Annotated in this window: 16 protein-coding genes and 5 tRNA genes; 9 read left to right on the forward strand and 12 right to left on the reverse strand. The window is 52.4% G+C overall.

The features are described 5' to 3' along the window. From ACFVYJ_RS10695 to ACFVYJ_RS10715, 5 genes are all read left to right on the forward strand, one after another. Positions 1-76, forward strand: a tRNA-Met gene (locus ACFVYJ_RS10695). A 15-nt stretch (positions 77-91) separates the two neighbouring features. Then, positions 92-166 (forward strand) — tRNA-Gln (locus tag ACFVYJ_RS10700). Between the two features lie 10 nt (positions 167-176). Next, positions 177-253: transfer RNA gene (locus ACFVYJ_RS10705), tRNA-Met, on the forward strand. A 33-nt stretch (positions 254-286) separates the two neighbouring features. Continuing rightward, a tRNA-Gln gene (locus ACFVYJ_RS10710) sits at positions 287-361 on the forward strand. Positions 362-729: 368 nt separating this feature from the next. Next, the gene (locus ACFVYJ_RS10715; RefSeq protein ID WP_419414989.1) at positions 730-2,865 is read left to right on the forward strand and encodes an EAL domain-containing protein; all 2,136 of its coding nucleotides are present in this window, start codon (positions 730-732) and stop codon (positions 2,863-2,865) included. Positions 2,866-2,871: 6 nt separating this feature from the next. Here the strand turns inward: ACFVYJ_RS10715 and serB are convergent, their stop codons facing one another. Next, entirely contained in the window at positions 2,872-4,095 is a 1,224-nt protein-coding gene (gene serB / locus ACFVYJ_RS10720; protein ID WP_419414988.1) for a phosphoserine phosphatase SerB, read from the reverse strand. 126 nt (positions 4,096-4,221) lie between these two features. Between serB and ACFVYJ_RS10725 the strand changes: the two genes are divergently transcribed. Beyond that, positions 4,222-5,526 carry a DedA family protein gene (locus ACFVYJ_RS10725; protein ID WP_419414987.1) on the forward strand — a complete coding sequence of 435 codons (1,305 nt, stop codon included), beginning with the start codon at positions 4,222-4,224 and terminating at the stop codon, positions 5,524-5,526. Between the two features lie 110 nt (positions 5,527-5,636). Then, positions 5,637-8,234, forward strand: coding sequence for a PKD domain-containing protein (locus ACFVYJ_RS10730; RefSeq protein WP_419414986.1), 2,598 nt, complete (start codon positions 5,637-5,639; stop codon positions 8,232-8,234). Between the two features lie 241 nt (positions 8,235-8,475). Here ACFVYJ_RS10730 and rnr read toward each other — a convergent pair whose 3' ends face one another. The 8 genes from rnr to ACFVYJ_RS10770 form a co-directional block, all read right to left on the reverse strand. Next, positions 8,476-10,914 (reverse strand): ribonuclease R, encoded by a 2,439-nt coding sequence (gene rnr, locus ACFVYJ_RS10735; protein WP_419414985.1) that lies wholly within the window; start codon positions 10,912-10,914, stop codon positions 8,476-8,478. 124 nt (positions 10,915-11,038) lie between these two features. Beyond that, positions 11,039-12,274, reverse strand: coding sequence for a sodium:proton antiporter NhaD (gene nhaD / locus ACFVYJ_RS10740; RefSeq protein ID WP_419414984.1), 1,236 nt, complete (start codon positions 12,272-12,274; stop codon positions 11,039-11,041). Between the two features lie 208 nt (positions 12,275-12,482). Then, positions 12,483-13,403 (reverse strand): protein translocase subunit SecF, encoded by a 921-nt coding sequence (gene secF, locus ACFVYJ_RS10745; RefSeq protein ID WP_419414983.1) that lies wholly within the window; start codon positions 13,401-13,403, stop codon positions 12,483-12,485. A gap of 10 nt (positions 13,404-13,413) precedes the next feature. Beyond that, positions 13,414-15,264, reverse strand: coding sequence for a protein translocase subunit SecD (secD, locus tag ACFVYJ_RS10750; protein ID WP_419414982.1), 1,851 nt, complete (start codon positions 15,262-15,264; stop codon positions 13,414-13,416). 65 nt (positions 15,265-15,329) lie between these two features. Further along, complete coding sequence (gene yajC / locus ACFVYJ_RS10755; protein ID WP_419414981.1) at positions 15,330-15,659, reverse strand: preprotein translocase subunit YajC; 330 nt, start codon at positions 15,657-15,659, stop codon at positions 15,330-15,332. 33 nt (positions 15,660-15,692) lie between these two features. Beyond that, a complete protein-coding gene (tgt, locus tag ACFVYJ_RS10760) occupies positions 15,693-16,832 on the reverse strand; it encodes a tRNA guanosine(34) transglycosylase Tgt (RefSeq protein ID WP_419414980.1) in 1,140 nt (379 codons plus the stop codon). Next, complete coding sequence (gene queA, locus ACFVYJ_RS10765) at positions 16,829-17,893, reverse strand: tRNA preQ1(34) S-adenosylmethionine ribosyltransferase-isomerase QueA (RefSeq protein ID WP_419414979.1); 1,065 nt, start codon at positions 17,891-17,893, stop codon at positions 16,829-16,831. Before queA ends, tgt begins: the two co-directional genes overlap by 4 nt. Positions 17,894-18,056: 163 nt before the next feature. Further along, the gene (locus tag ACFVYJ_RS10770) at positions 18,057-18,590 is read right to left on the reverse strand and encodes a CHRD domain-containing protein (RefSeq protein WP_419414978.1); all 534 of its coding nucleotides are present in this window, start codon (positions 18,588-18,590) and stop codon (positions 18,057-18,059) included. Between the two features lie 270 nt (positions 18,591-18,860). On the opposite strand from ACFVYJ_RS10770, the gene ACFVYJ_RS10775 reads away from it, so the two are divergent. Then, positions 18,861-18,947: transfer RNA gene (locus ACFVYJ_RS10775), tRNA-Leu, on the forward strand. A gap of 502 nt (positions 18,948-19,449) precedes the next feature. Next, the gene (locus ACFVYJ_RS10780) at positions 19,450-20,406 is read left to right on the forward strand and encodes an arsenic resistance protein (protein WP_419414977.1); all 957 of its coding nucleotides are present in this window, start codon (positions 19,450-19,452) and stop codon (positions 20,404-20,406) included. Between the two features lie 15 nt (positions 20,407-20,421). On the opposite strand, the gene merA is transcribed toward ACFVYJ_RS10780, so the two are convergent. Genes merA through merT form a run of 3 tightly spaced genes read right to left on the reverse strand, consistent with a single transcriptional unit; the run spans position 20,422 to position 22,524 of the window. Further along, complete coding sequence (gene merA / locus ACFVYJ_RS10785) at positions 20,422-21,828, reverse strand: mercury(II) reductase (protein ID WP_419414976.1); 1,407 nt, start codon at positions 21,826-21,828, stop codon at positions 20,422-20,424. A 36-nt stretch (positions 21,829-21,864) separates the two neighbouring features. Further along, entirely contained in the window at positions 21,865-22,161 is a 297-nt protein-coding gene (merP, locus tag ACFVYJ_RS10790) for a mercury resistance system periplasmic binding protein MerP (RefSeq protein ID WP_348680366.1), read from the reverse strand. Between the two features lie 12 nt (positions 22,162-22,173). Beyond that, entirely contained in the window at positions 22,174-22,524 is a 351-nt protein-coding gene (gene merT / locus ACFVYJ_RS10795) for a mercuric ion transporter MerT (protein ID WP_419414975.1), read from the reverse strand. Between the last annotated feature and the right edge of the window lie 65 nt (positions 22,525-22,589).

The raw sequence follows: 22,589 nt of genomic DNA on the forward strand, positions 1-22,589 counted from the left end.
GCAATATAGCTCAGTTGGTTAGAGCATCGCATTCATAATGCGAGGGTCGCAGGTTCGAGTCCCGCTATTGCCACCATGTTTCGGATAATGCTGGGGTATAGCCAAGCGGTAAGGCAACGGGTTTTGATCCCGTCATGCGCAGGTTCGAATCCTGCTACCCCAGCCACTTCCTGCGTGGCAATATAGCTCAGTTGGTTAGAGCATCGCATTCATAATGCGAGGGTCGCAGGTTCGAGTCCCGCTATTGCCACCATTTGCACGTGAGTCATTAGCACAGCCCGGCTACTGGGGTATCGCCAAGCGGTAAGGCACTGGATTCTGATTCCAGTATGCGGAGGTTCGAATCCTCCTACCCCAGCCAATTCTTCATACTTCAACCTATCTCCGAACTATTGAAAGACTCCATTGATGAGAACCGCCAGAGGTTCGAGTCATTGCAACGCAATGTGCGACTGACACCAATACCGGACGGCAGACACACCACATCATCGGCTTGTTACCAGACTAAACACCCCCTCAAGGCTCAGTTGTATAGGGGCTTACACACACTGAATATTGATTGCACACTGCTGCATACAGGAAGTCTGTTGCAAAGCTGGGTCAGCGTACCGAGAACAGATATACTGTAAAGAGGGCATAGCACTGTATTGAAACATATAATAATAAGATACGCTGGCGTTGCAGTAGCCCGAAAACACCCGCCAGACCAAGCTCAGGAGTTGCGTTTTCATGTTAACCGCATTGTTTGAAGCCAAACAAAAACTGGAACAATTCAGTACCAACGCTCGCCGCAGCCAACGCCTGAACAAAGATATCCAAGTACTGTTTGTTGGCATTTCAACTGAACACTCCGCCCGTATACTTAACCTGCTGCGCTCGGTAAGAATGTCTCCCCGCGGCCGTGATGTCGCCGACCTCAGCAGCCTGACAGCAGCACTGAGTGAACGCTCATGGGATCTATTGCTAATCGATGAGTCTACGGCAGAAATCAGCCTTGATGAGCTGCATAACGCCCTGCAGGAGCGAAACAGAGATATCCCGGTGATCAAGCTGGTTGACAGCATGCATCCTGATATTTTGGATACCGCACTGCAACAACAACCCGACTGCATCATTCCCCAGGATAATGACAGCCTGGCACTGCATTTAATTCAACGCGAGCTTCAGCATCTGCATAATCGCAAGCAACTCCGTAAGGCGCAGGCGGACTTAAGTGATTGCGAGGAAAACATTCGTCAGTTGATCAACGAGTCATCTCAACCCATTCTGCTTTGCCGCGAAGGGCGTATCAGTTCTACCAATGCCAGCTTACTGGATTTCTTAGGTTATCTTGAACCACAAGAGCTGGAAAACGAAAACTTCAGCAGCCTGATAAGCAAAGGCAACCGTCGTGAATTCTCTACGTTGTTGCGCAATTTTGAAAATAGCGACAGCTTTGAATACTGCATCAACCTGCCGGTAGAACGCGCCGATAAAAGCGAGCTGAACTGTCGTATAGTATTGAAAAAACTACGCCTGCAGGACCAACTTACCCTGCAAGCAACCCTGCATGCCAAAAATATTGTCACCGAAAACATCCTGCATGAAGGTATCGATTACCTGTCCGGACTCTATAACCAAAGCTATTTAAGCAAAGAACTGGGTTATGTAATCCACAAGGCTTTGGATGGCGGCCACGACTGTCATCTGCTGTATCTCTGTCTCGATAATTATCAAGCGGTAGAACAGCAACATGGCGAGGAAGCTACCGAACAGATGATTCGCACAGTGGCTCAGCTACTGCAAAAGATGATTAACCGGGTCCACCTGATCGCTCGACCGGACAACGACACATTCGCGCTGATTTTTTTCGACTCCAGTACCGACAAAGCCATGCAGTTGGCGAAAAAACTGCGTCGTGAAATTCGCCGCTGTGAAGTCGAATTTGGCGACACAACCCTCAACACCAGCTGTTCGGTCAGCGTCTCTCCGATCAATGATAATGCGCCGGGTAAAGAAGAAGCCCTGCAGCAGGCCGCAGATATGGCCCGTCAACTGAGCAGCAGCGAAAAAGGTGACGCCATTGGCTTAGTCACCCCACGGCTGGAAAAGCACAACCAGGATAATAGCAGTTTGACTGACAAACTCTGGATACTAGTGCGCGAAAACAGCCTGCAACTGATGTTTCAGCCCATTGTCGAGATGAATTCTAACCCCAGCGGGGTCGAGTACTATGAAGTTCTGTTGCGCTTTATTGATGGACGCAATAAATCGTTGTCGCCCAGTGGGCTGATGCAACGTATCAATGACCCAGAACTGAAAGTGGCTATCGACCGCTGGGTGATTGAGCAAAGTCTGACAGCGCTGAAGCACTCTGGCTCCAAAAACCAGCAACGCCTGGCCATCAGCCTGAGTCACAAAACCATGGTGCATCCGGAAACCCTGGTTTGGTTGGCGGAACGACTACGAGAACACCAGCTCAGTGCCAACAGCTTAATTTTCCAGATTAGTGAAACAGATATCGGCCTGGATATTCAGTCGATTCGACAATTCACTCAGGAACTGGCGAATATGAGCTGCCAAGTGTGTATTAAACACTTCGGTAGTGCACCAAACTCCAGAGAGATCCTAAAGCGGGTCAAGTCACACTATGTCAAACTGGATGGTTCATACATCCGAGACTTGCAGGAAAACAACAGCTTCGATACCAGCTTTAAAGACACCGTTGATAAGCTGCGAGCGCAAGAGAAAAAAGTCATCGCACCAATGGTCGAAGACACTCAAGTCATGTGCAAACTCTGGAAAGCCGGGGTCGACTTTATTCAAGGCTTCTACCTGCAACCACCAAAAACAACCATGGATTATGATTTCTTTGAACAGGGCTGACCGCTGTTATTTGTCGCCATCCAGAGTATCCCGGTCCCGGAAGCCTATCAGATAAAGAATGCCATCCAGTCCCAGAGTGCTGATGGATTGTTTGGCACTCTGCCTGACCAGCGGCTTAGCACGGAAGGCGATCCCCAACCCGGCAATAGACAGCATCGGCAGGTCATTCGCACCATCACCCACGGCAATGGTCTGCTCCAGCTGAATGCCCTCTTTTTCAGCAATACTGCGTAGCAATTCAGCCTTACGTTCACCGTTAACGATGTTGCCCTTCACTTCCCCGGTGACCTTGCCATCCTGTACATCCAACTCATTGGCATAGACATAGTCAAAGCCTAGGCGTTTTTGCAATCGCTCGGCAAAATAGGTAAAGCCTCCTGAAAGAATCGCGGTCTTAAAACCCAGTGCTTTCAGGTTAGAGACCAGTTCCTCAGCACCCTCAGTCAGCGGGAGGCGCTCTGCTATAGATTCCAGCACACTGACATCCAGACCTTTCAGTAACGCCATACGGCGACGAAAGCTCTCATTGAAGTCGATATCACCTCGCATTGCCGCTTCAGTGATTTCGGCAACCTGCTCACCCACCCCGGCCTCTTTAGCCAGCTCATCAATGACTTCCGCTTCAATCAGTGTGGAGTCCATATCAAACACAACCAGGCGGCGGTTGCGGCGATAAATATTGTCTTCCTGAAAGGCAATATCCACGTCCAGATCACTGGCAGCCTTAAGAAATTCGGCCCTCAGGGCTGCGGTATCTTTCGGTGCTCCCCGTACTGAAAATTCAACACAGGCCTTGGTCTGACTTGGCCCCTCATCAAGACTGATACGCCCTGACAAGCGACTGATATTATCTATATTCAAACCATGGCTTGCAGCGATACGAGTAACCGTAGCAATATGATGCGCGCTCAGTTTGCGGGACAACAAAGTAATGATATGGCGGGACTTGCCCTGACCTTCAACCCAGTGGCTGTAACTGTCGACCTCAATTGGCTGAAAGCGGATATTCATATTCAGCTCGTGGGCTTTGAACAGCACATCCCTGAGCATAGGTGAGGACTCTGCCTGGCGAGTCACCTCAACCAGAATACCTAATGAAAGGGTGTTATGAATTACCGCCTGCCCGATATCAAGGATGTTCAAGTGATACTCCGCCAGAATACTGGTCATGGCAGAAGTGACACCGGGTTTATCTTCACCGGAAATTGTAAGCAGAATAATCTCTTTCATCTGGGATTCCCGCAGGCAAGTAACGGCGGCGATTATAACAAAGCCAACCCCTATCAGCATGTTAATTCCTGATAGTGATTTTCGAGGGGTATGCAATCAATGCTTAAGCGTATGAGAATGTAACTGGTGATCGATAGTTTACTGAATTTTGCCACTACACCCAGCACCCTACTGGTCATTGTGGCGCTGGTCTGCTTGCTGGAGTCCCTGGCTTTTATTGGCATAGTGGTACCCGGTATCGCCATATTACTGGCACTGACGTCAGCAGCGGGGCACCAAATGGTGAGCCTCAACCTGCTGCTGCTGGCTGGATTCCTGGGGGCAGCCACCGGAGATATCTTCAGTTATTTCTGTGGCCGCTATGCTGCACCAACCATTCTGCGATTCCGACTGGTTCAACAACATCCAAACTGGGTGGGGAACAGCCAGCAGTACTTTCAGCGTTATGGTGTCGTGAGTGTGGTGCTGGGGCGTTTTATCGGCCCGATCCGGCCTGTGATGCCGTTTGTCGCCGGCATGTGCCGTATGCCCCCGACCCTGTTTGTTGGTGTCAATCTGCTCTCGGCCCTGCTCTGGTCGCCGATTTACCTTCTACCTGGTTATATGCTCGGCTATGGCAGTAACCTGTTACCACCATACTGGCTTGATCTCACCCTATTACTGTTACCGTTTTTCATCGGCCTGCTGTTATTACCCCCTATCCACAGAGCACTACAACCTGACGGTGCAGTGGCAAGAGCTACCCACAGGATACCGATAGCGCAGGAACAACTTGGGGCCTGGTTTATGTTGATTTCCAGCCTGCTGTTGTTTCTTGCCTGCGCTTTCCTACAGCTCAACCCCTTGCTGCAACAATGGCAGCAGACAGTCATCTCTCTAACACAGCTGATACCTGACTGGAGCGTCGACATCATGCTCTGGCTAACAGGTTTAGCAGACCCAGAATTCGTCATTGGAGCGACCCTGATTGTATGCCTTAACCTGCTACCTCGAAGCCCCGGCAACGCCATCTGGTTTCTACTGATCCTGCTACTGCTCTTTGCTGCTGATCAAGCACTGAATATCATGTTTACCATAGAAACACCCCAGCCCGGTGTCGCAGATACTGACAATTTTTCCGGCACACGTATCTCGCTTATTGGCGGCCTGTGCGTCATGTTGGCCGTCATTTTTACGACCGGAATACCAGCACAACACCGACGCTGGATCTATTTGTGCTGTTTATTTATCACATTAGCGATTGCCCTGAGCCAGATATTACTGGGCCAAAATCGCCCCATAGACGACCTCGCCGGCCTCAGTCTGGGCCTGTCCGCAGCCGCCTGCTATCGCCTGGCCTTTTCCCAGGTATCAGCCCCACCCGGCTGGAAAGCCCTGCTGTTTGTCTGTGTCATCATTTATGGCCTACTCTATACAGTTTTAACCGGCTAGCCAACGGGCGTTTGAAAACTGTTACTGCTTTACTTACAGCTTTCATAATACAAACGTACAGCCATGCTAAACTGCGAAACTGCCACTGTGTCAAATAAAGGAAGGATCCAATGACCTGTTTCAGCCGGCAATTCGCCGCCTCCGCCATCACGCTGTTTTGCCTGTATCCACAAGCCCAGGCCGACATCAATTTCCAGAACTATTACACCATAACCACCGGCTCCTGGCCCGAAGCCGTGGTGATTGCCGATTTAAACAATGACGGCAGACAGGACGTGGCGTTGACCACCTCCTATTATTTTGACGAAGCCAATGACTATACGCTGAAGCTATTTTATCAGGACGAAGCCGGTGAGCTGGCACCCCAGATCACCCTTCCCCTGAATGCAGGCTATACCTACCGCCCGGACTCTCTGGCCACCGGAGACTTTAACGGCGACGGCCTGGCCGACCTCTGTGTGGGTGTGGAAGGCACCTCCATCGAGATTTTCCTGCAGTCAGAAACCGGAGAGATGGTGCTAGATTCTAGTATTAGTACCCCCTACTCCTACCATTTAAAAGCGGCCGACCTCAATGCTGACGGACTGGATGATATTGTGGGGAGCTATAGAACAGAAACCGCCCTGTTTTATCAGAACAACGGCACCATTACGCCAAGCCCTTATGTATTGGCCACCGGCAATGACAACTATTCCGACATGGCCTTGGGAGACATCAATAACGATGGCAACAACGACATTGTTCTGATGAGCGGATCCGGCTATGCCTATGACAACCTGACGGTCATCCGAGGGAACAGTGATGGCAGCTTTCAACCGGAAACCCATCACGACTTGGGCGGGAATGAGCTGACCAAAGGAGTAACCATAGGTGATCTGGACAATGATGGCCGTAACGATATCGCCGTTTCCTTTGGCGGTAATCAGCCCACTGCCAAAATCGGTATCTTTTATCAGGACAATAAAGGTGGCCTGGAATCAGCTACCGTACTGAACAGTTATGATGTTCCGGAAACTATCCTTGTTGCCGATATGGACCTGGATAATAAAGATGACCTTCTGGTGCTGCATGGTGGCTGGTACCGCTTAGGGGTCTATGCCCAAACCAATGGCGGCAGACTGCTGGACGAACAGCTTTTCAGTCAACCCTATGCCAGCCACTACAACCGCCAGGGCATGGCTGTTGGAGACATCAACGGCGATGGCTTGCCCGACGTAGCGGTGGCCAACTACAACTACGGTCTGGTGGTAATGAACGGCCAGAACCCTGCACTCGGTGAGCCTCCCGTAGCCATCGCCGGTGACGATCAGATGGTAGCGATGAACAGCACAGTATATCTGGATGGCAGCGACTCTTACGATTCGGACGGCACCTTACTCGACTACAACTGGACACAAACCGCTGGAGAATCGGTCAGTTTCACCCCCGTCGCCCCCGGCGTGGAAAGCTTTACCGCGCCCGCTGTACCGGCGGGTAGCACACTTGAACTGGAATTCAGATTGACGGTTACCGATGATACCGGCCAGAAACACAGCGACAGTGTGCTGATCGCAGTCAGCAACTTACCCCCTGTTGCCGAAGCCGGAGCAGACCGCTCAGGCCACAGCGGTGGTTATTATTACCTGTTCAGTTCAGACTCCTATGACAGCGACGGCACTATTACCGACTATCAATGGGAACAACTGTCCGGCACTCCTGTCACTTTAAATGAGGACCCCGAACCGGGTGTTGCAGGCTTTTCAGCACCCGAGCTCTCTCCCGACACCAGCACCAGCCTGGTTTTCCGGCTTACTGTCACTGACGATTCAGGTCTGAGCGACAGCGACAACATGGTGTTCCATATCAGCAACCTGACGCCGGTTGCCGAGGCCGGCGCTGATCAGGCGGTGGACCAAAGCCTGCAGGTTTATCTGGACGGCAGCGCCTCCTACGATAATGACACCGCCATCATTTCTTATCACTGGCAGCAGTTATCAGGCACTGCTGTGAGCCTGGACAGCCCGGATAATGCCAGCACCAGCTTTACTTCACCACCCATGGGCGGTGACCTGGTATTTCAGTTAACCGTGACTGATGAAAATGGCCTGACCGACAGCGATACGATCACCATCAGCGTGAGCGACAACCAGGCTCCCTTGGCCGCTGCAGGCAGTGACCAAACCCTCTCGCAGAACAGTCTGGCAATACTGGACGGCAGCCTCAGTCAGGACCCCGATGGCGACAGCATCAGCTACCTATGGCAACAGATCCAAGGCCCATTGGTCAGCCTGAGCGACAGCAGTAGTTCACAGCCAACGTTCACCACGCCGATCCTTGCAGCTGGCGAAGCCGCCACCCTTACTTTCTCCCTGACAGTGACCGATGAACACGGCCTGAGCAGCAGCGACACGGTGACAGTCTTCCTGCAGGCGAATCAAGCGCCTGCTGCCAACGCTGGGACCAACCAAACGGTTAAACAGGGATCAACGGTATTACTGGATGCCAGTGATTCAATGGATAGCGATGGTTCCATCGTCAGCTATCAATGGCTGCAAACCTCTAGCAGTACGGTGATCTTAAGCGCCGATAACCAGTCCAGAGTGACCTTCAGCGCACCAAGACTGAAAGGCAAAGCGAAAAGCAAGGTATTGGTGTTCCAGCTCACTGTCACTGACGACCTGGGCCTGACCAGTACGGATGAAATTTCCATCCTGGTGACCAAAAACTGAAATCAGGCTGATGGGGTGGCTGTTGTGTATTAGCAACGGCCAACCACCTAGCTGTTATTGCCTGGGTTTGGAGCGTTTGCTGCTATTTCGCTGCTTGGCTTTCTTGCTTTTTCCCGGTGCAGGTGTGGTGTACTGCATCTGTTCCAGCTCGGCCGGCGACAGCTCTTTTTTACGCGTAGCTTTGCCCGAAACCTTTTTCAGGTTTTTTTCCTTTTGGGTAGTTTGCTGCTGACCCAGCTGATCAGCCTTTTTTTTTTCGCGGGTTGAGTAGCGCTTCCCGTTGCGAACCCGGTTTAGCGCGCGCCGAACCAGATTCTTTTTTACCGTTTGTCCGTTTGCTGCGGTTTTGGGTTGCACCACCCTGCTTCTTAGTGCCTTTTTCCGCCCCCGTCAGCTTGCCCTCGGCCAACATCTGGCGGGTACTTTTCTTTCTGACGGCAGTCACTTCAACCAGATCAAAATCGATTTTTCGATCATCCAGATCGACGCGCAGCACTTTTACCTTGAGACGATCACCAAGCTTGTATACCTTGCGGGTACGCTCACCCACCAAACGCTGCTTCGCCTGATCAAAGACATAATAGTCTCCTGGCAGCGCAGAAATATGCACCAAGCCCTCAACATACAGCTCATCCAGCTCAACAAACACACCAAAGCCAGTGACCGCAGCAATCACCCCATTAAACTCATCGCCAACGTGGTCTTGCATATATTCACATTTCAGCCAAGACACCACATCCCGGGTCGCATCATCCGAGCGCCGCTCAGTCATAGAGCAGTGTTCACCCAATTGCAGCATCTGCTCCATGCTGTAATTACAATGGAAGGCAGAATTGGCAACAAAACCATCAGGCTGCAGCAAACCCGCATCCTGCACGCCGCTGTGCAAGGCACTGCGAATCAAGCGATGCACTATCAGGTCTGGGTAGCGCCGGATGGGAGACGTAAAATGAGTATACGCGGGATAAGCCAGGCCAAAGTGGCCTTGATTATCCGGCGAGTAAACCGCCTGCTGCATTGAGCGCAGCATCATGGTCTGAATTAAGTGCTGGTCAGGTCGATCATGAATATGTTCTGCCAGCTCCTGATAATGTAACGGCTCCGGTTTTTCCCCACCTGGCAGGTTAAGCCCCAGCTCACCCAGGTAAGCCCGCAGATTCTCCAGCTTTTGCGCTTTCGGTCCTTCATGCACACGATACAGCGCGGGTTTTTTCAGCTTACTGAGAAAACGCGCAGTCGCCACGTTTGCACACAGCATACATTCTTCAATCAGCTTGTGAGCATCATTCCGCTGAACCGGGATAATCTGTTCAATCTTGCGCTGTTCACTAAACAGCATCCGGGTTTCTGTGGTTTCAAAATCAATAGCACCGCGGGCCTCACGCGCACCGCGTAAGGCAAAGTACAGGTTGTACAGATCTTCCAGATGCGGCACCAGCGGCGCGTACTCCTGACGCAAACGCTGACCCTCATCACTGTCCGGGTCCATCAACATTTCGCCGACTTTGTTGTAGGTCAGACGAGCATGGGAACTGATCACGGCTTCATAAAACTGGTAACCGGACAGATTGCCTGAGGCGCTCACGGTCATTTCACATACCATCGCCAGACGATCTACCTGCGGGTTGAGCGAACAGAGGCCGTTAGACAGCAGCTCCGGCAACATGGGGACAACATATTCGGGGAAGTAAGTTGAGTTAGCACGGTTCATGGCTTCATGATCCAGTGCACTGCCGGGTCTTACATACCAGGACACATCAGCAATGGCGACCCATAAACGCCAGCCACCACCGCGTTTTGCCTCGGCATAAACCGCATCATCAAAGTCCTTGGCATCTTCACCATCAATGGTCACCAGGGGAAGCTGGCGCAGATCGACCCGATTCTGTTTGGCTGTTTCTTCGACTTCAGCACTGAGTTCGCCAATCTCCTGGCGTACTTCATCGGGCCATTCATTCGGGATACCGTAATTGTGTATAGCCACGGTGATTTCCATCCCCGGGGCCATATGATCACCCAGAACTTCCACCACCTTGGCTTGCGGCATCTGACGCTTACCCGGCTGCAGCATCAGTTCTGCTACCACTAACTGACCATCTTTATAGCTAAGCGACTGCTCCGGATCTGGTGCGATAATGATCTGCTGGGTAATCCGCTGGTTTTCCGGACGCAGGTAACCAAACCCGTTTTCACCCTGAAACCGACCGACCAGTTTGCGGGTATTACGCTCCATCACTTCGATAATCTTGCCTTCGCGACGGCCCTTGGGATCGACATTGATCTCCTGCACCATCACACGGTCACCATCAAACACCTGACGCATCTGACGTGGACTCAGCTTCAGGTCGTTACCGCCTTCATCCGGCTTAACAAAACCAAAACCATCCCGGTGACCAATCACCCGTCCCTTAATCAGGGACATCTTGTCCACCAAGCCAAACTCGTTATTACGATTACTGATCAGCTGTCCATCACGGCACATGGCACGCAGGCGATAGGAGACAGCTTCTTGACTGGCTTCTGCGTGCACCCCCATTTCGTGGCACAGCTGGCCATGGCTAATCGGCTTCCCCCAATCCTGCATAAAGCGCAGGATATACTCCCGACTGGGTACCGGATTATCATACTTTTCAGCTTCTGTTGAAGCATGGGGATCATTTTGCAGCCAATCTTTACTCATAATGTGCGGGGATTCCTTCGCGCGCGCGATGGACGAAGGCTTTTGCCCTCGCCCTTTTTGATTCAGTAACTTATCAATTGATGATAAGCCAATACTAGGGCAAGGGGTAATTTAATTGCCGTCTTTAACTTGAGAGGCGGCTGAACAGCATCACCGCAATATAGCCCAGGGTATAAGCCACCAGCAGCCAATGGACAAAACGCAGATAGGTAATAAAGGTCAATTGCTGTAGTTTACTCAGCGCAATCACACCGGCCGCCGACCCTATCACCAGTATAGAACCACCCACACCCACAGCATAGGTCAAACCCAGCCAGTCAGCCGTGGTCATTTCAATGCCTGATTTCAGAATCGCCGCGGTCAGTGGCACGTTATCCACCAGTGCTGACAGAATGCCGACGATAAAGTTGGCCATATACACCGGCATTAAGCTATAGAGTTGGGGCAGATAATCCAGTACCGATAGCTCTTTGAGCATACCGACCAGCAGCAAAACCCCGAGGAAAAACAGCAGGGTATCGAATTCTATTTCCCGCACATACTCCAACACATTAGGCTTTTTCTCACTGCGATAGATAAAACGGTGCACCATAAACATCAGCGACAAGCCAAACAGGAATGTCAGTACCGGTGGTACCGAGAACGCCACACTCATAAACAGAGTGCTCAGAATGGTCAGCAAAAACAGCAGGGCAATAAATTTATCCCCTGTAGCAATCGGGCGCTTAAACTTAGGCAGCTGAACCTCTTCATTGGCACCCCACATCAGCAACAGCGCCAATACCATAACCCCCGACACTGCAGGAATAACCAGCAAGAATAGATCTGTAATGCTGACTTTACCCGCCAGGAAGATCATCAGTGTGGTGACATCACCGGTGATCAAGGACACACCACCTGAGTTGACTGCAAACACAATCAAAGTGGCAAATTTAAGCACTGTTTTCTGATCAAGCTGCAACGAAGACAGCAATGACAGCATAATCAGAGATGCGGTGATGTTATCTGCCAACGAAGAGAACAGCAGCGCCAGCAACGACATCAAAATCATTAATTTGCGCAGGGTCAGGCGGCCCGGCAGCAGACGATAGACCAGCTGGGTAATCAGGCCCTGCTGGTTGAGATAAGCCACGAAGGTCATGGCTGCCATCAGAAACAACCACAGCGTCGCAATGTCGAGCAGATTTTCATTCAGCCCTTCCTGAATATGCTCAACGCTGTGTTCCGGGAAGACAAACGCCAGGATCCAAACCAGAGTGCCAATAAACAGCGTAGACTTGGCTTTATTAAGATGAATCACATCCTCAAGCACAATCAAGACAAATGCCAGCACTATCAGGCCGAGCAGTATCGTATGCATTGGCAACTCCTAAGCGGAACCGAAAAAAAAGACGCGTAATTATCAGGGTTTCTTGAAAGGCGGTCGAGGGCAGAGCGTTAACAAGAGGCTAAATAACGAGGCGGATCTGGCCAATCCGGCACTTTAGAACCATATCGACAAACTAGAATTCTGATGGGTACTTAGGGGAAAAGTTAAAGGCTGGCAACGCCAGCCTTTATCCATGTCATCAGGGCAGTTCATCCACCGTTTCTTCTTTCTCTTCCGGCGGCATCAGGTCTTCTTTACAGATGCCCATCATCAGCATCACGTTAGCCGCCACATAGATGGAAGAATATGTACCCACCAGCACACCCACCAATAATGCCGTAGCAAAACCGTGGATCATTTCACCACCGAATACGAACAACGCCACCAGCACCAGTATGGTTGTCAAAGAGGTGACCAGGGTACGACCCAGGGTCTGTGACAGCGAGGTGTTCATGATCTCGGTTGGCGACCCCTTGCGCATAATACGGAAGTTTTCGCGTATACGGTCCGCCACAACGATGGTGTCGTTAAGCGAGTAACCGATTACCGCCAGCACTGCAGCCAGCACGGTCAGATCGAAATCTACCTGCAGTACCGAGAAGAAGCCGAGCACAATCAATACGTCATGCACCAGTGCTGCTACGGCACCAACGGAAAACTTGATCTGGAAACGTAATGCAACGTATACCATGATCATAAACAGGGCCAGCAGCATGCCAAGCCCACCCTGCTCCCGCAGCTCTTCACCCACCTGAGCACCAACGAACTCATTACGACGCAGTTCAAGGCTTTGCTCCTGCCCCTCCTGCAACGTAGCAAGCACTTTATCACCCAGTTTCGGATCATGATCCTGACCCAGCCGAATCAGGATATCTGTCGGGGTACCAAAGGTCTGCACCACGGCATCGTTATAGCCCACCTGCTTAAGCTGATCACGAATCTGATTCAGATCCGGGGCCTGCTCATAACCGATCTCCACCAGACTACCGCCGGTGAAATCCAGACCAAACTTAAGACCATTAATGGCCAGAGACGCAATAGAGATAACCAGCAGCAAACCTGATAGCGCTGTTGCCGCCTTGCGGAACCCCATGAAGTTGTAAATCTTAGACATAGACATCAGCAGTTCCTCAGATTGACAGCTTCTTGATCTGACGACCGCCATACACCAGATTCACCAGTGAACGGGTCACCAGAATCGCGGTGAACATAGACGTCAGAATACCCACCGACAGGGTGATAGCAAAACCTTTCACCGGGCCAGTTCCCATGGCAAACAGAATCACTGCCGCTATCAAGGTGGTGACGTTAGCGTCGAGAATTGTGGTAAAGGCACGACCAAAGCCTGCATGAATCGCCGACTGCGGTGGCAGGCCGTTTTTCAACTCTTCCCGTATACGCGAGAAGATCAGTACGTTGGCATCCACCGCCATACCCACTGTCAGCACGATCCCGGCAATACCCGGCAACGTCAGGGTAGCGGACAGCATAGACATCACGGCTACCAGCAGTACCAGGTTAAGTGTTAGCGCGATGTTCGCCATCAGACCAAATACCCGGTAGTAGACGAACATGAATACCAATACCAAAGCAAAACCTATCTGCACAGACAGTACGCCGGTTGCGATATTTTGCGCCCCCAGGCTTGGACCAACCGTGCGCTCTTCTACAAAGTAGATCGGCGCTGCCAGGGCACCGGCGCGCAACAGCAGTGCCAGTTCAGATGACTCTCCCGCACCGTCCAGGCCGGTAATACGGAATTGACTGCCCAGCACTGACTGAATCGTCGCCAGCGAGATAATGCCTTTTTCCTGATAGCGGATCTTTTCCGCGACCTGCTCACCATCCACTTTTTTATAAACAGTGCGCTCTTTATCTTCGACAAACAACACCGCCATCCGGCGCTGAACCGCGCCTTTCGTGGTGCGCGCCATCAGATCACCACCCTTGGAATCCAGGGTAATATTGACCTGTGGCTGGCCATTTTCATCGAAGGAGGCCTGGGCATTGGCCACATTGTCACCTTTGATGATGATATCTTTTTCCAGCGTGGCCCGACGCTCAGGGTCGCTACGGAAGCTATGCAGTTCACTACGGGCCGAGCTGGTGCCCGACTTGGCTTCCAGTCGGAACTCCAGAGTCGCAGTTTTACCAATAATACGTTTTGCCGCAGCAGTATCCTGAATACCCGGTAACTGAACCACAATCCGGTTGCGACCCTGACGCTGTACCAGCGGCTCAGCTACACCCAGCTCATTAACACGGTTACGCAGGGTGGTCAGATTCTGTTTAATGGCATAGGTTTCGATATCCCGGATCGCCTGCTCAGACAGGGCAACCGTGACATAAAAGCTCTCGTCACGGTCTGCGGCGCTAACCAGAAAGCTCGGATACTCTTTAGCCAGCACATCTAACGCTTCTTCCCTTACTGAAGCATCGCCGAACTTCACCCACATGGTGCTGCTTTCAATGTCCAGGGTACGATAACGCAGCTTCTCTTCGCGCAACTTGCCTTTGATCTCAGAAGCGTAGTTTTCCAGTTTCTGATCAACCGCTTTAGGCAGATCAACTTCCAGCAAGAAGTGAACACCACCGCGCAGGTCCAGACCAAGTTTCATAGGCCCGGCACCAATAGAGGTTAACCAGTCGGGTGTGGTAGGTGCCAGATTAAGCGCGACCACATAATCATCGCCAACTACCTGATGCATAGAAGCTTTCGCCGCCAGTTGCGCATCACTGTCAACAAAGCGGATCAAGCCACTGCCGTTTTCCAGCTCGGAAGATTTCACCACAATACCCTGCTGGGCCAGCGTCTGGCTGATCCGCTCCATCAAAGCAGCATCAACCTCATGCACTTCACGGGTGCCTGTGATTTGAATGGCGTAATCTTCAGGATAGATGTTTGGCGCAGCGTATAGCCCACCAATCAACAGCACCGTAATGATGAGCAAATTTTTCCATAAGGGGTATTTATTGAGCATGACCGCCGGTCCCTGTCAGAAACGAAAAACGCCACTGAGAAACCCAGTGGCGTTACTTTTTAGGCTTAGATGCTTTTCAGCGTGCCTTTAGGTACCGCGGCAGAGACGTGGGTTTTCTGGAACGTCAACTGAGTGCCTTCACACACTTCCAGAACCACATAGTCATCACTCAGGTTTACTACCTTGCCTAGCAAACCACCGGCAGTAATCACTTCGTCACCCTTGTTCAGGCCGGCCAGCAGATTTTTATGCTCTTTGGCACGTTTTGCCTGTGGGCGCCACATGAAGAAATAAAAGATCAGACCAAAACCAACAAGGAAAAGCAGGTTAAACATGCCTGTATCGGGCGCTGAAGCTGCGCCTTCAGCGAAGGCGGGAGAAATAAAGAAGCTCATGGCTACTCCTGAAAGAAAGTAAAAATCTGATTGTTATATGGCGTCAATTGCCGGGGTTTCAAGCCCCCGCCGCTGATAAAAGTCATCGACAAAGGCGCTCAATGTACCCTGTTCAATTGCCTGACGCAAACCGGCCATAAGCTCCTGATAATAATGAAGGTTATGGATGGTATTGAGTTGTGCGCCGAGAATTTCCTTGCACTTGTCCAGGTGGTGTAAATAACTACGAGTGAAGTTTTGACAGGTATAACAGCCGCACTCCGGGTCCAGTGATGCAGGGTCGGTTTTATGCACAGAGTTCCGGATTTTCACCACCCCGTTACGGGTAAACAAAAAACCATTACGGGCATTGCGGGTGGGTATAACACAGTCAAACATATCCACACCGCGGCGTACCGCTTCGACAATATCTTCCGGCTTACCTACCCCCATCAGATAACGAGGTTTATCCTGCGGCATTTGCCCAGTCAGGTGGTCCAGCACCTTTATCATCTCATCCTTGGGTTCACCCACAGACAGGCCGCCAATGGCATAGCCATCAAAACCAATCTTGCTCAACCCTGTCATGGACTCATTACGCAATGCCGGATACATGCCGCCCTGCACGATACCAAACAGCGCTGAAGGATTATCACCATGTGCCACTTTAGAGCGCTCGGCCCAACGCAGCGACAGCCGCATGGAATCAGCGGCTTCCTGCTCCGTCGCCGGATAAGGGGTACACTCATCAAAGATCATGACAATGTCAGACCCCAGTTCTCGCTGCACCTCCATCGAACGCTCAGGGCTGAGAAATACCTTACTGCCATCCACCGGAGACTGGAACGATACCCCCTCTTCAGTGATCTTACGCATCTTGCCCAGACTGAAGACCTGAAACCCACCAGAATCTGTCAGGATCGGTCCCTGCCATTGCATAAAATTATGCAGGTCACCGTGCTGCTGCACGATCTCGGTTCCCGGACGCAACATCAGATGGAAGGTGTTACCAAGAATAATCTGAGCACCTGTGGCTTCAATATCCCGGGGCAACATGCCTTTTACCGTGCCGTAGGTGCCCACCGGCATAAATGCCGGGGTTGCCACGCTACCACGCGGAAAATCCAGACGACCACGCCGGGCTTTACCATCTGAGGCCAGTTGTTCAAATTGCATAAAACAGGTTCTGCTCATCGGGAACTCTCATTGCGATAACAACCCGGCACGGCATCGTTGCGGGTCATAAACATGGCATCGCCATAACTAAAAAATCGATACCGCTCGGCCACGGCAGCCTCATACGCGGCCTTAACCGGCTGCATGCCAGCAAAAGCACTGACCAGCATCAGCAGAGTGGACTGAGGCAGGTGGAAATTGGTTACCAGAGCATCAACGCTGCGAAATTGGTAACCGGGATAAATAAAGATATCGGTATCACCGAAATAGGCTTCGATCTGACCACTCTGACTTGCGGTTTCCAGGCAGCGAACACTGGTTGTGCCCACTGCGATCACCCGCTTACCCGCCGCCTGTGTTGCGCGTACCTGCTCGCAAACGGCCTCGCTCACTTCAATATACTCCGCATGCATGCGGTGCTCATCGATAGCATCAACCTTTACCGGTTGAAACGTGCCAGCACCAACATGCAGGGTAACAAATGCCCGCTGCACACCTCGGGCATCCAGTTCAGCCAGCATGGCTTGATCAAAGTGCAAACCCGCTGTGGGGGCTGCCACGGCACCCGGCTTCCGGTTATAAACTGTCTGATACCGCTCGCGATCAGACAACTGATCTTCTCGCTTGATATACGGCGGTAGTGGCATATGGCCATGATTTTCCAGCAGACTCACTAGGTTATCACTGCCAGCGAAACGCAACTCAAACAGATTATCATGACGGGCAACCACCTCCGCCTGAATGCCGCCTTCGAGTATCAATTCGGTACCCGGTTTCGGTGAACGACTGGCGCGAATATGCGCCAGAGCCCGATGTTCGTCCAGCACCCGTTCCACCAGCATCTCGATCTTGCCTCCGCTGGTTTTTTGGCCAAACAGACGTGCCGGGATCACGCGGGTATCATTAAAAATCATCAGGTCACCCGGCTCGATCTGGTGTAACAGATCCGTAAACTGGCCGTGGGTGATACCGCCGGATGGGCCATCAAGACATAACAGACGACTGGCACTGCGCTGCTCCAGCGGGAAACTGGCAATTAGCTCTTCAGGCAAGTCAAAATTAAAATCAGCCACCTGCATGGGTAGTCACACTCAAGCTCATAATCAGGGCGCGCATTGTACCGCATGGACAGAACTTTTTCAGTTGCAGCAGATGCAAAATGGGGAGGTTACAGAAAGAGCGAAAAGGCCGGACTCTAAAACTCCATGGCATTTGGCAAGAGCCCGGCAGAAACATTACAGATTAATGGTCGTGGGGGTCCTGATAGCGCAACTGACCACGAATCGCACCACCCGGATATTCCAGGTTATGCACATTGATGTAGTAATCTTCGGGGTTTTCCAGAATGGTCTGCACAATACCTGCAGGCCCCTCAAACTTACCTGGTTCGCCTTCAGTCAGACAATCAGCGGCATTGCCATCTTCAGGACCGGCAAGAAACGCAATAGGCGGACCGTTCTCGCCGCGTTGGCCAAAGTGAATGTGTGCCGCCATGCCTTCAGCAACCGGCACGGTCTGAATCTTATCCACGGTTAGTACATAACAGAGTGTTAGCGGATCACCATCTATGCCAAACACATAAGCTTCACCACGCCCATTGGGGTCACCTGCTATACGGTTGTCAGCTGCATCATTATTGACCTCTTCACCGCCCCACAAATCAGTGGTCAGAACCGTGTTGGTATGACCTGCATGAGCAATTGAAGCCATAGCTAGCATTAGTGCTGCCGCACCGACATCCCTCCGGCAGCTGAGTTTAAATCCTTTAAACATCATGATTTTATCCTCATTGTTTTGATTTAGTACTTAGACACTCCTCTACAACACATGTCTAAAAACTGCCTACGCAGCCAACAGAGAGATAGATCATGTTGCGCCTGTTACATTTTTTTTAACTTTATCTGTACGGATAGATTGACGCAGCTCGCAAGGTTTCTATAATACGCAGCTCACACCGTGCCAGCGTGGTGAAATTGGTAGACACAGGGGATTCAAAATTCTCAAGCGATTTTGTATCCCAAGGGAAAATAGTAAAATCTAAGCAGTGCCAGAGTGGTGAAATTGGTAGACACAGGAGATTCAAAATCTCCCGCCAGCAATGGTGTGCCGGTTCGAGTCCGGCCTCTGGTACCATCCCCCCCTTACATAAACGCAACGGATTATTTTATACCCCACAACCTAGATAGAAATTCTGGGATACAACTGGGATACAAATCTGAGTAATGTGAAGAAATCTAAAGCATGCCTTCTAATAAACATTTCAAGCTACACCACACCTATTACCAAAGCTAAAGACTATAGCTTTCTACCCTCTCGAAATATCTCAGTATGTCCATGAGCAATTGACCAGCTTCTTTAGGTTCTACTAACCTTACATCCGTGACCCCGCTCAACAGGGTCAGAACCTGCCAAACTGGGGAAAAACCAACAACCCTTTAGGGACACCCTCCCCTCTACTAGCCGGCAAAAAGGTGAAATGCTGGCACTGGCCATTTTACCGTATCTCTCCCGACACCGCCTAAAGAGATTTCAGTCCTTTCGATGAGTCTGCCGAAACCCTTAGGGCGTGTCCCGGGAGCTCATTGCGCACCAATGATACTATCGTGCCCTCGAAAAACAGCAGGAACAGCTTTAAATGCGCGAACAACTGGAGCGATATCAGGTCTGGATTTATCTGGTTGCCATCCTGGTCGGCATGGCCATCGGCTGGATGTCACCAGAGCAGACCCGTCATTGGGAAGTGTTGCTTTGGCCGGCCCTAGGTGTTCTTCTGTATACCACTTTCACTCAGGTACCACTGATACATCTCAGGTCGGCATTTCGTGATCGCCGCTTTCTGGCCGCTTTGCTGACGGGCAATTTTATCCTGATACCGGTGGTCGTTGGTCTTCTGTTGTGGCTGTTACCGGATGATCCCGCTATTCGTCTCGGCGTACTGCTGGTACTGCTGGTGCCCTGTACGGACTGGTTTATCAGTTTTACCCATCTTGGCGGTGGGGACGGCGCCCGGGCCATCGCGGCTGCGCCGATCCTGCTGATTGTCCAGCTCATTATGCTACCCGTTTATATCTGGCTTTTCATGGGCAATATCGCCATTGAGCTGGCGATCGCCAGCCATTTGCTGCCAGCTTTCTTCGGATTGATTGTCACCCCACTGATCCTGGCCTGGATTACCGAACGGTTGACGGAAAAACACCCACGCGCGCAAACACTGGTGGACTGGCTTGGGTGGCTGCCCGTGCCGTTGCTGGCATTGGTGGTGTTTCTAATTGCCGGCTCCCAAGTCAGCCTGGTGATCGACAATGGCGCCCTGCTGTGGTCGGCGCTTGTGGTTTTTGTGCTTTACCTGGTTGCCGCCGCCATTATCGGCAAGGGGCTCAGTGAGCTATTCGGGTTCACGCCCACTATCGGCCGCACCCTCACCTTCAGCTTTGGTACCCGCAACTCCTTCGTCATGCTGCCGCTGGCGCTGTCACTGCCGGAGCCCTGGCGTGTCGCCATCGTTGTCATTGTGTTCCAGTCCCTGGTCGAGTTGTTCGGCATGGTGGCGTATCTGCGCTGGCTGCCGCGCCTGATCAGGCATTCCGACTGAGCCGGGAACGCAGCCTTACCCGGCGCAACAGGACAATTGAGTCACGTCCTTTGTAAAAGTCTGGGCGCAGAGTTTGAGCCCTTCCACCATGGTCAGGTAGGGAAACAGCTCTTCAGCCAATTCCTGCACGGTCATATTGGCCCGCATCGCCATGACCGCCGTCTGGATCAGCTCTCCAGCTTCGGCGGCAACCGCCTGCACGCCCAGCAGCCGCCCCGAGTCGCGATCGGCCACCATCTTGATAAAGCCGGCGGTGTCGAAATTCACCAAGGCGCGCGGCACACTGGCCAGATCGAGCACGCGGGTATCAACCTGCAACCCCTGCGTGGTCGCCCGTTCTTCCGTCAAGCCAACAGTCGCCACCTGCGGATCGGTAAAAATCACCGCAGGCATGGCACTGAGATCGAGCATGGCCTCGCCACCGGTCATGTTGACCCCGGCCCGGCTGCCTCCGGCGGCGGCCACATAGACGAACTGCGGTTGGTCGGTGCAATCGCCCGCTGCATAGATGCCTGGCACGTTGGTTTGCATTCGCCCATCCACCTGAATCGCGCCACGCACTGTCTTCACGCCAATCTGTTCCAGACCCAACCGTTCAGTATTGGGTGTGCGTCCAGTGGCGATCAACAACTGCTCTGCTCGCAGTTCACCCGCGCTGGTGTCCAGTATGAACTCGCCATCGGCGTAATCGACCCCGCTGGCCTGGGTCCGCAGCAATACCCGAATGCCTTCCTGCTCAAATGCCTTCCGAATGGCATCGCCTACAGCCGGATCGTCACGGGAAAGCAGTCGGCTACGCGCCAGGATGGTTACCTGACTGCCCAGCCGCGCAAAGGCCTGGGCAAGCTCCAATGCCACCGCTGATCCCCCGATCACCAACAGGCAGTTCGGGATGACGGGAAGCGACAAGGCGGAGGTGGAAGTCAGATACGGCGTATCGGCCAACCCCCGAATGGGTGTGATCGCCGGCCGCGCACCCGTGCCGATAAAGGCCCGATCAAATTCGATCCGCCGCACTTCGCCCTCCGGGGTGGTCACGGCGAGCGAATTGGCCGCCACGAATTGCGCTGTTCCCTGGATCAGGGTAATGGCCGGATTGTCACGTAGAATACGGGCATATTTAGCCTCGCGCAGCGCTTCTACCAATCCTTGCTGTTGTTCCAGCAGTCTGGCACGATCTACGAGCGGTGCCCGGGCGCCGAGCCCATCGTCAAAGGGGCTATTGCTTCGAAGGTGAGCGATATGCGCCGCTCGGATTAGGGTCTTCGACGGTATGCATCCGGTATTCACGCAGGTGCCACCAATGGTGTCTCGCTCGATCACGGTTATCCGGGCGCCGCGTTCCGTCGCTTTCAATGCCGCGGCCATGGCGGCACCGCCGGTACCGATAACAGCAATGTGTATTGCTTGCGCTTCACTCATCAAAATTTCCTATCCGAAAATTACCCTACAATCTCATTACTTCTGATCCGTCGAGCCTTGTTTGAGGGTGGATGGATAACCGGCGTTGGCCGTGGCTTCAATCAACGTTGCGACGGAGGTTTGCGTGTCCTCGAAGGTGACCCTGGCTTCGCGCCGCTCGAAGCTGACATCGACCTGCCTGACACCCTCGACCCGGTTGAGCGCGGTCTTGACGGTGATCGGACAGGCGGCGCAGGTCATACCGGGCACATCCAGCGTGACGGTCTGCTCCGCACCCCAGAGGGGTAAACTGAACAGGGCAAACAGTGAACTCACAAGTAAGGACTTTTTCATGTTGCGGACCTCTCAGTAAAACAGGGGTAGGACATAGGGGAACACCGCGGCGATGGCGATCAACAACGCTACGAACCAGAAGGCGGCTTTGTAAGCGCCATGCACCCTGGGTGCAGCGCACACATCGCCGGGTTCACAAGCCCTGGCCGGCCGGTATATCTGGCGCCAGGCCAACACCATGGCCACCAGGGCGGCGCCCAGAAACCAGGGACGGTAGGGTTCCAATGCGGTTAAATTGCCGATCCAGGCGCCGGAAAACCCCAGCACCACCAACACCAGCGGTCCCAGGCAACAGGCAGAGGCCAGCAAGGCTGCGACACCCCCGGCAAGCAACGAACCGCGTCCTGAATTGGATGCAGGCATGGACAAATCTCCTGTTGTTTCATTCACCACTGTGGCAAGCTTATCTCCGTAGTTGACTACGGAGT

The sequence above is a fragment of the Pontibacter sp. JAM-7 genome (assembly GCF_048548695.2).
In the GTDB taxonomy this organism is placed as follows: domain Bacteria; phylum Pseudomonadota; class Gammaproteobacteria; order Pseudomonadales; family Balneatricaceae; genus Neptuniibacter.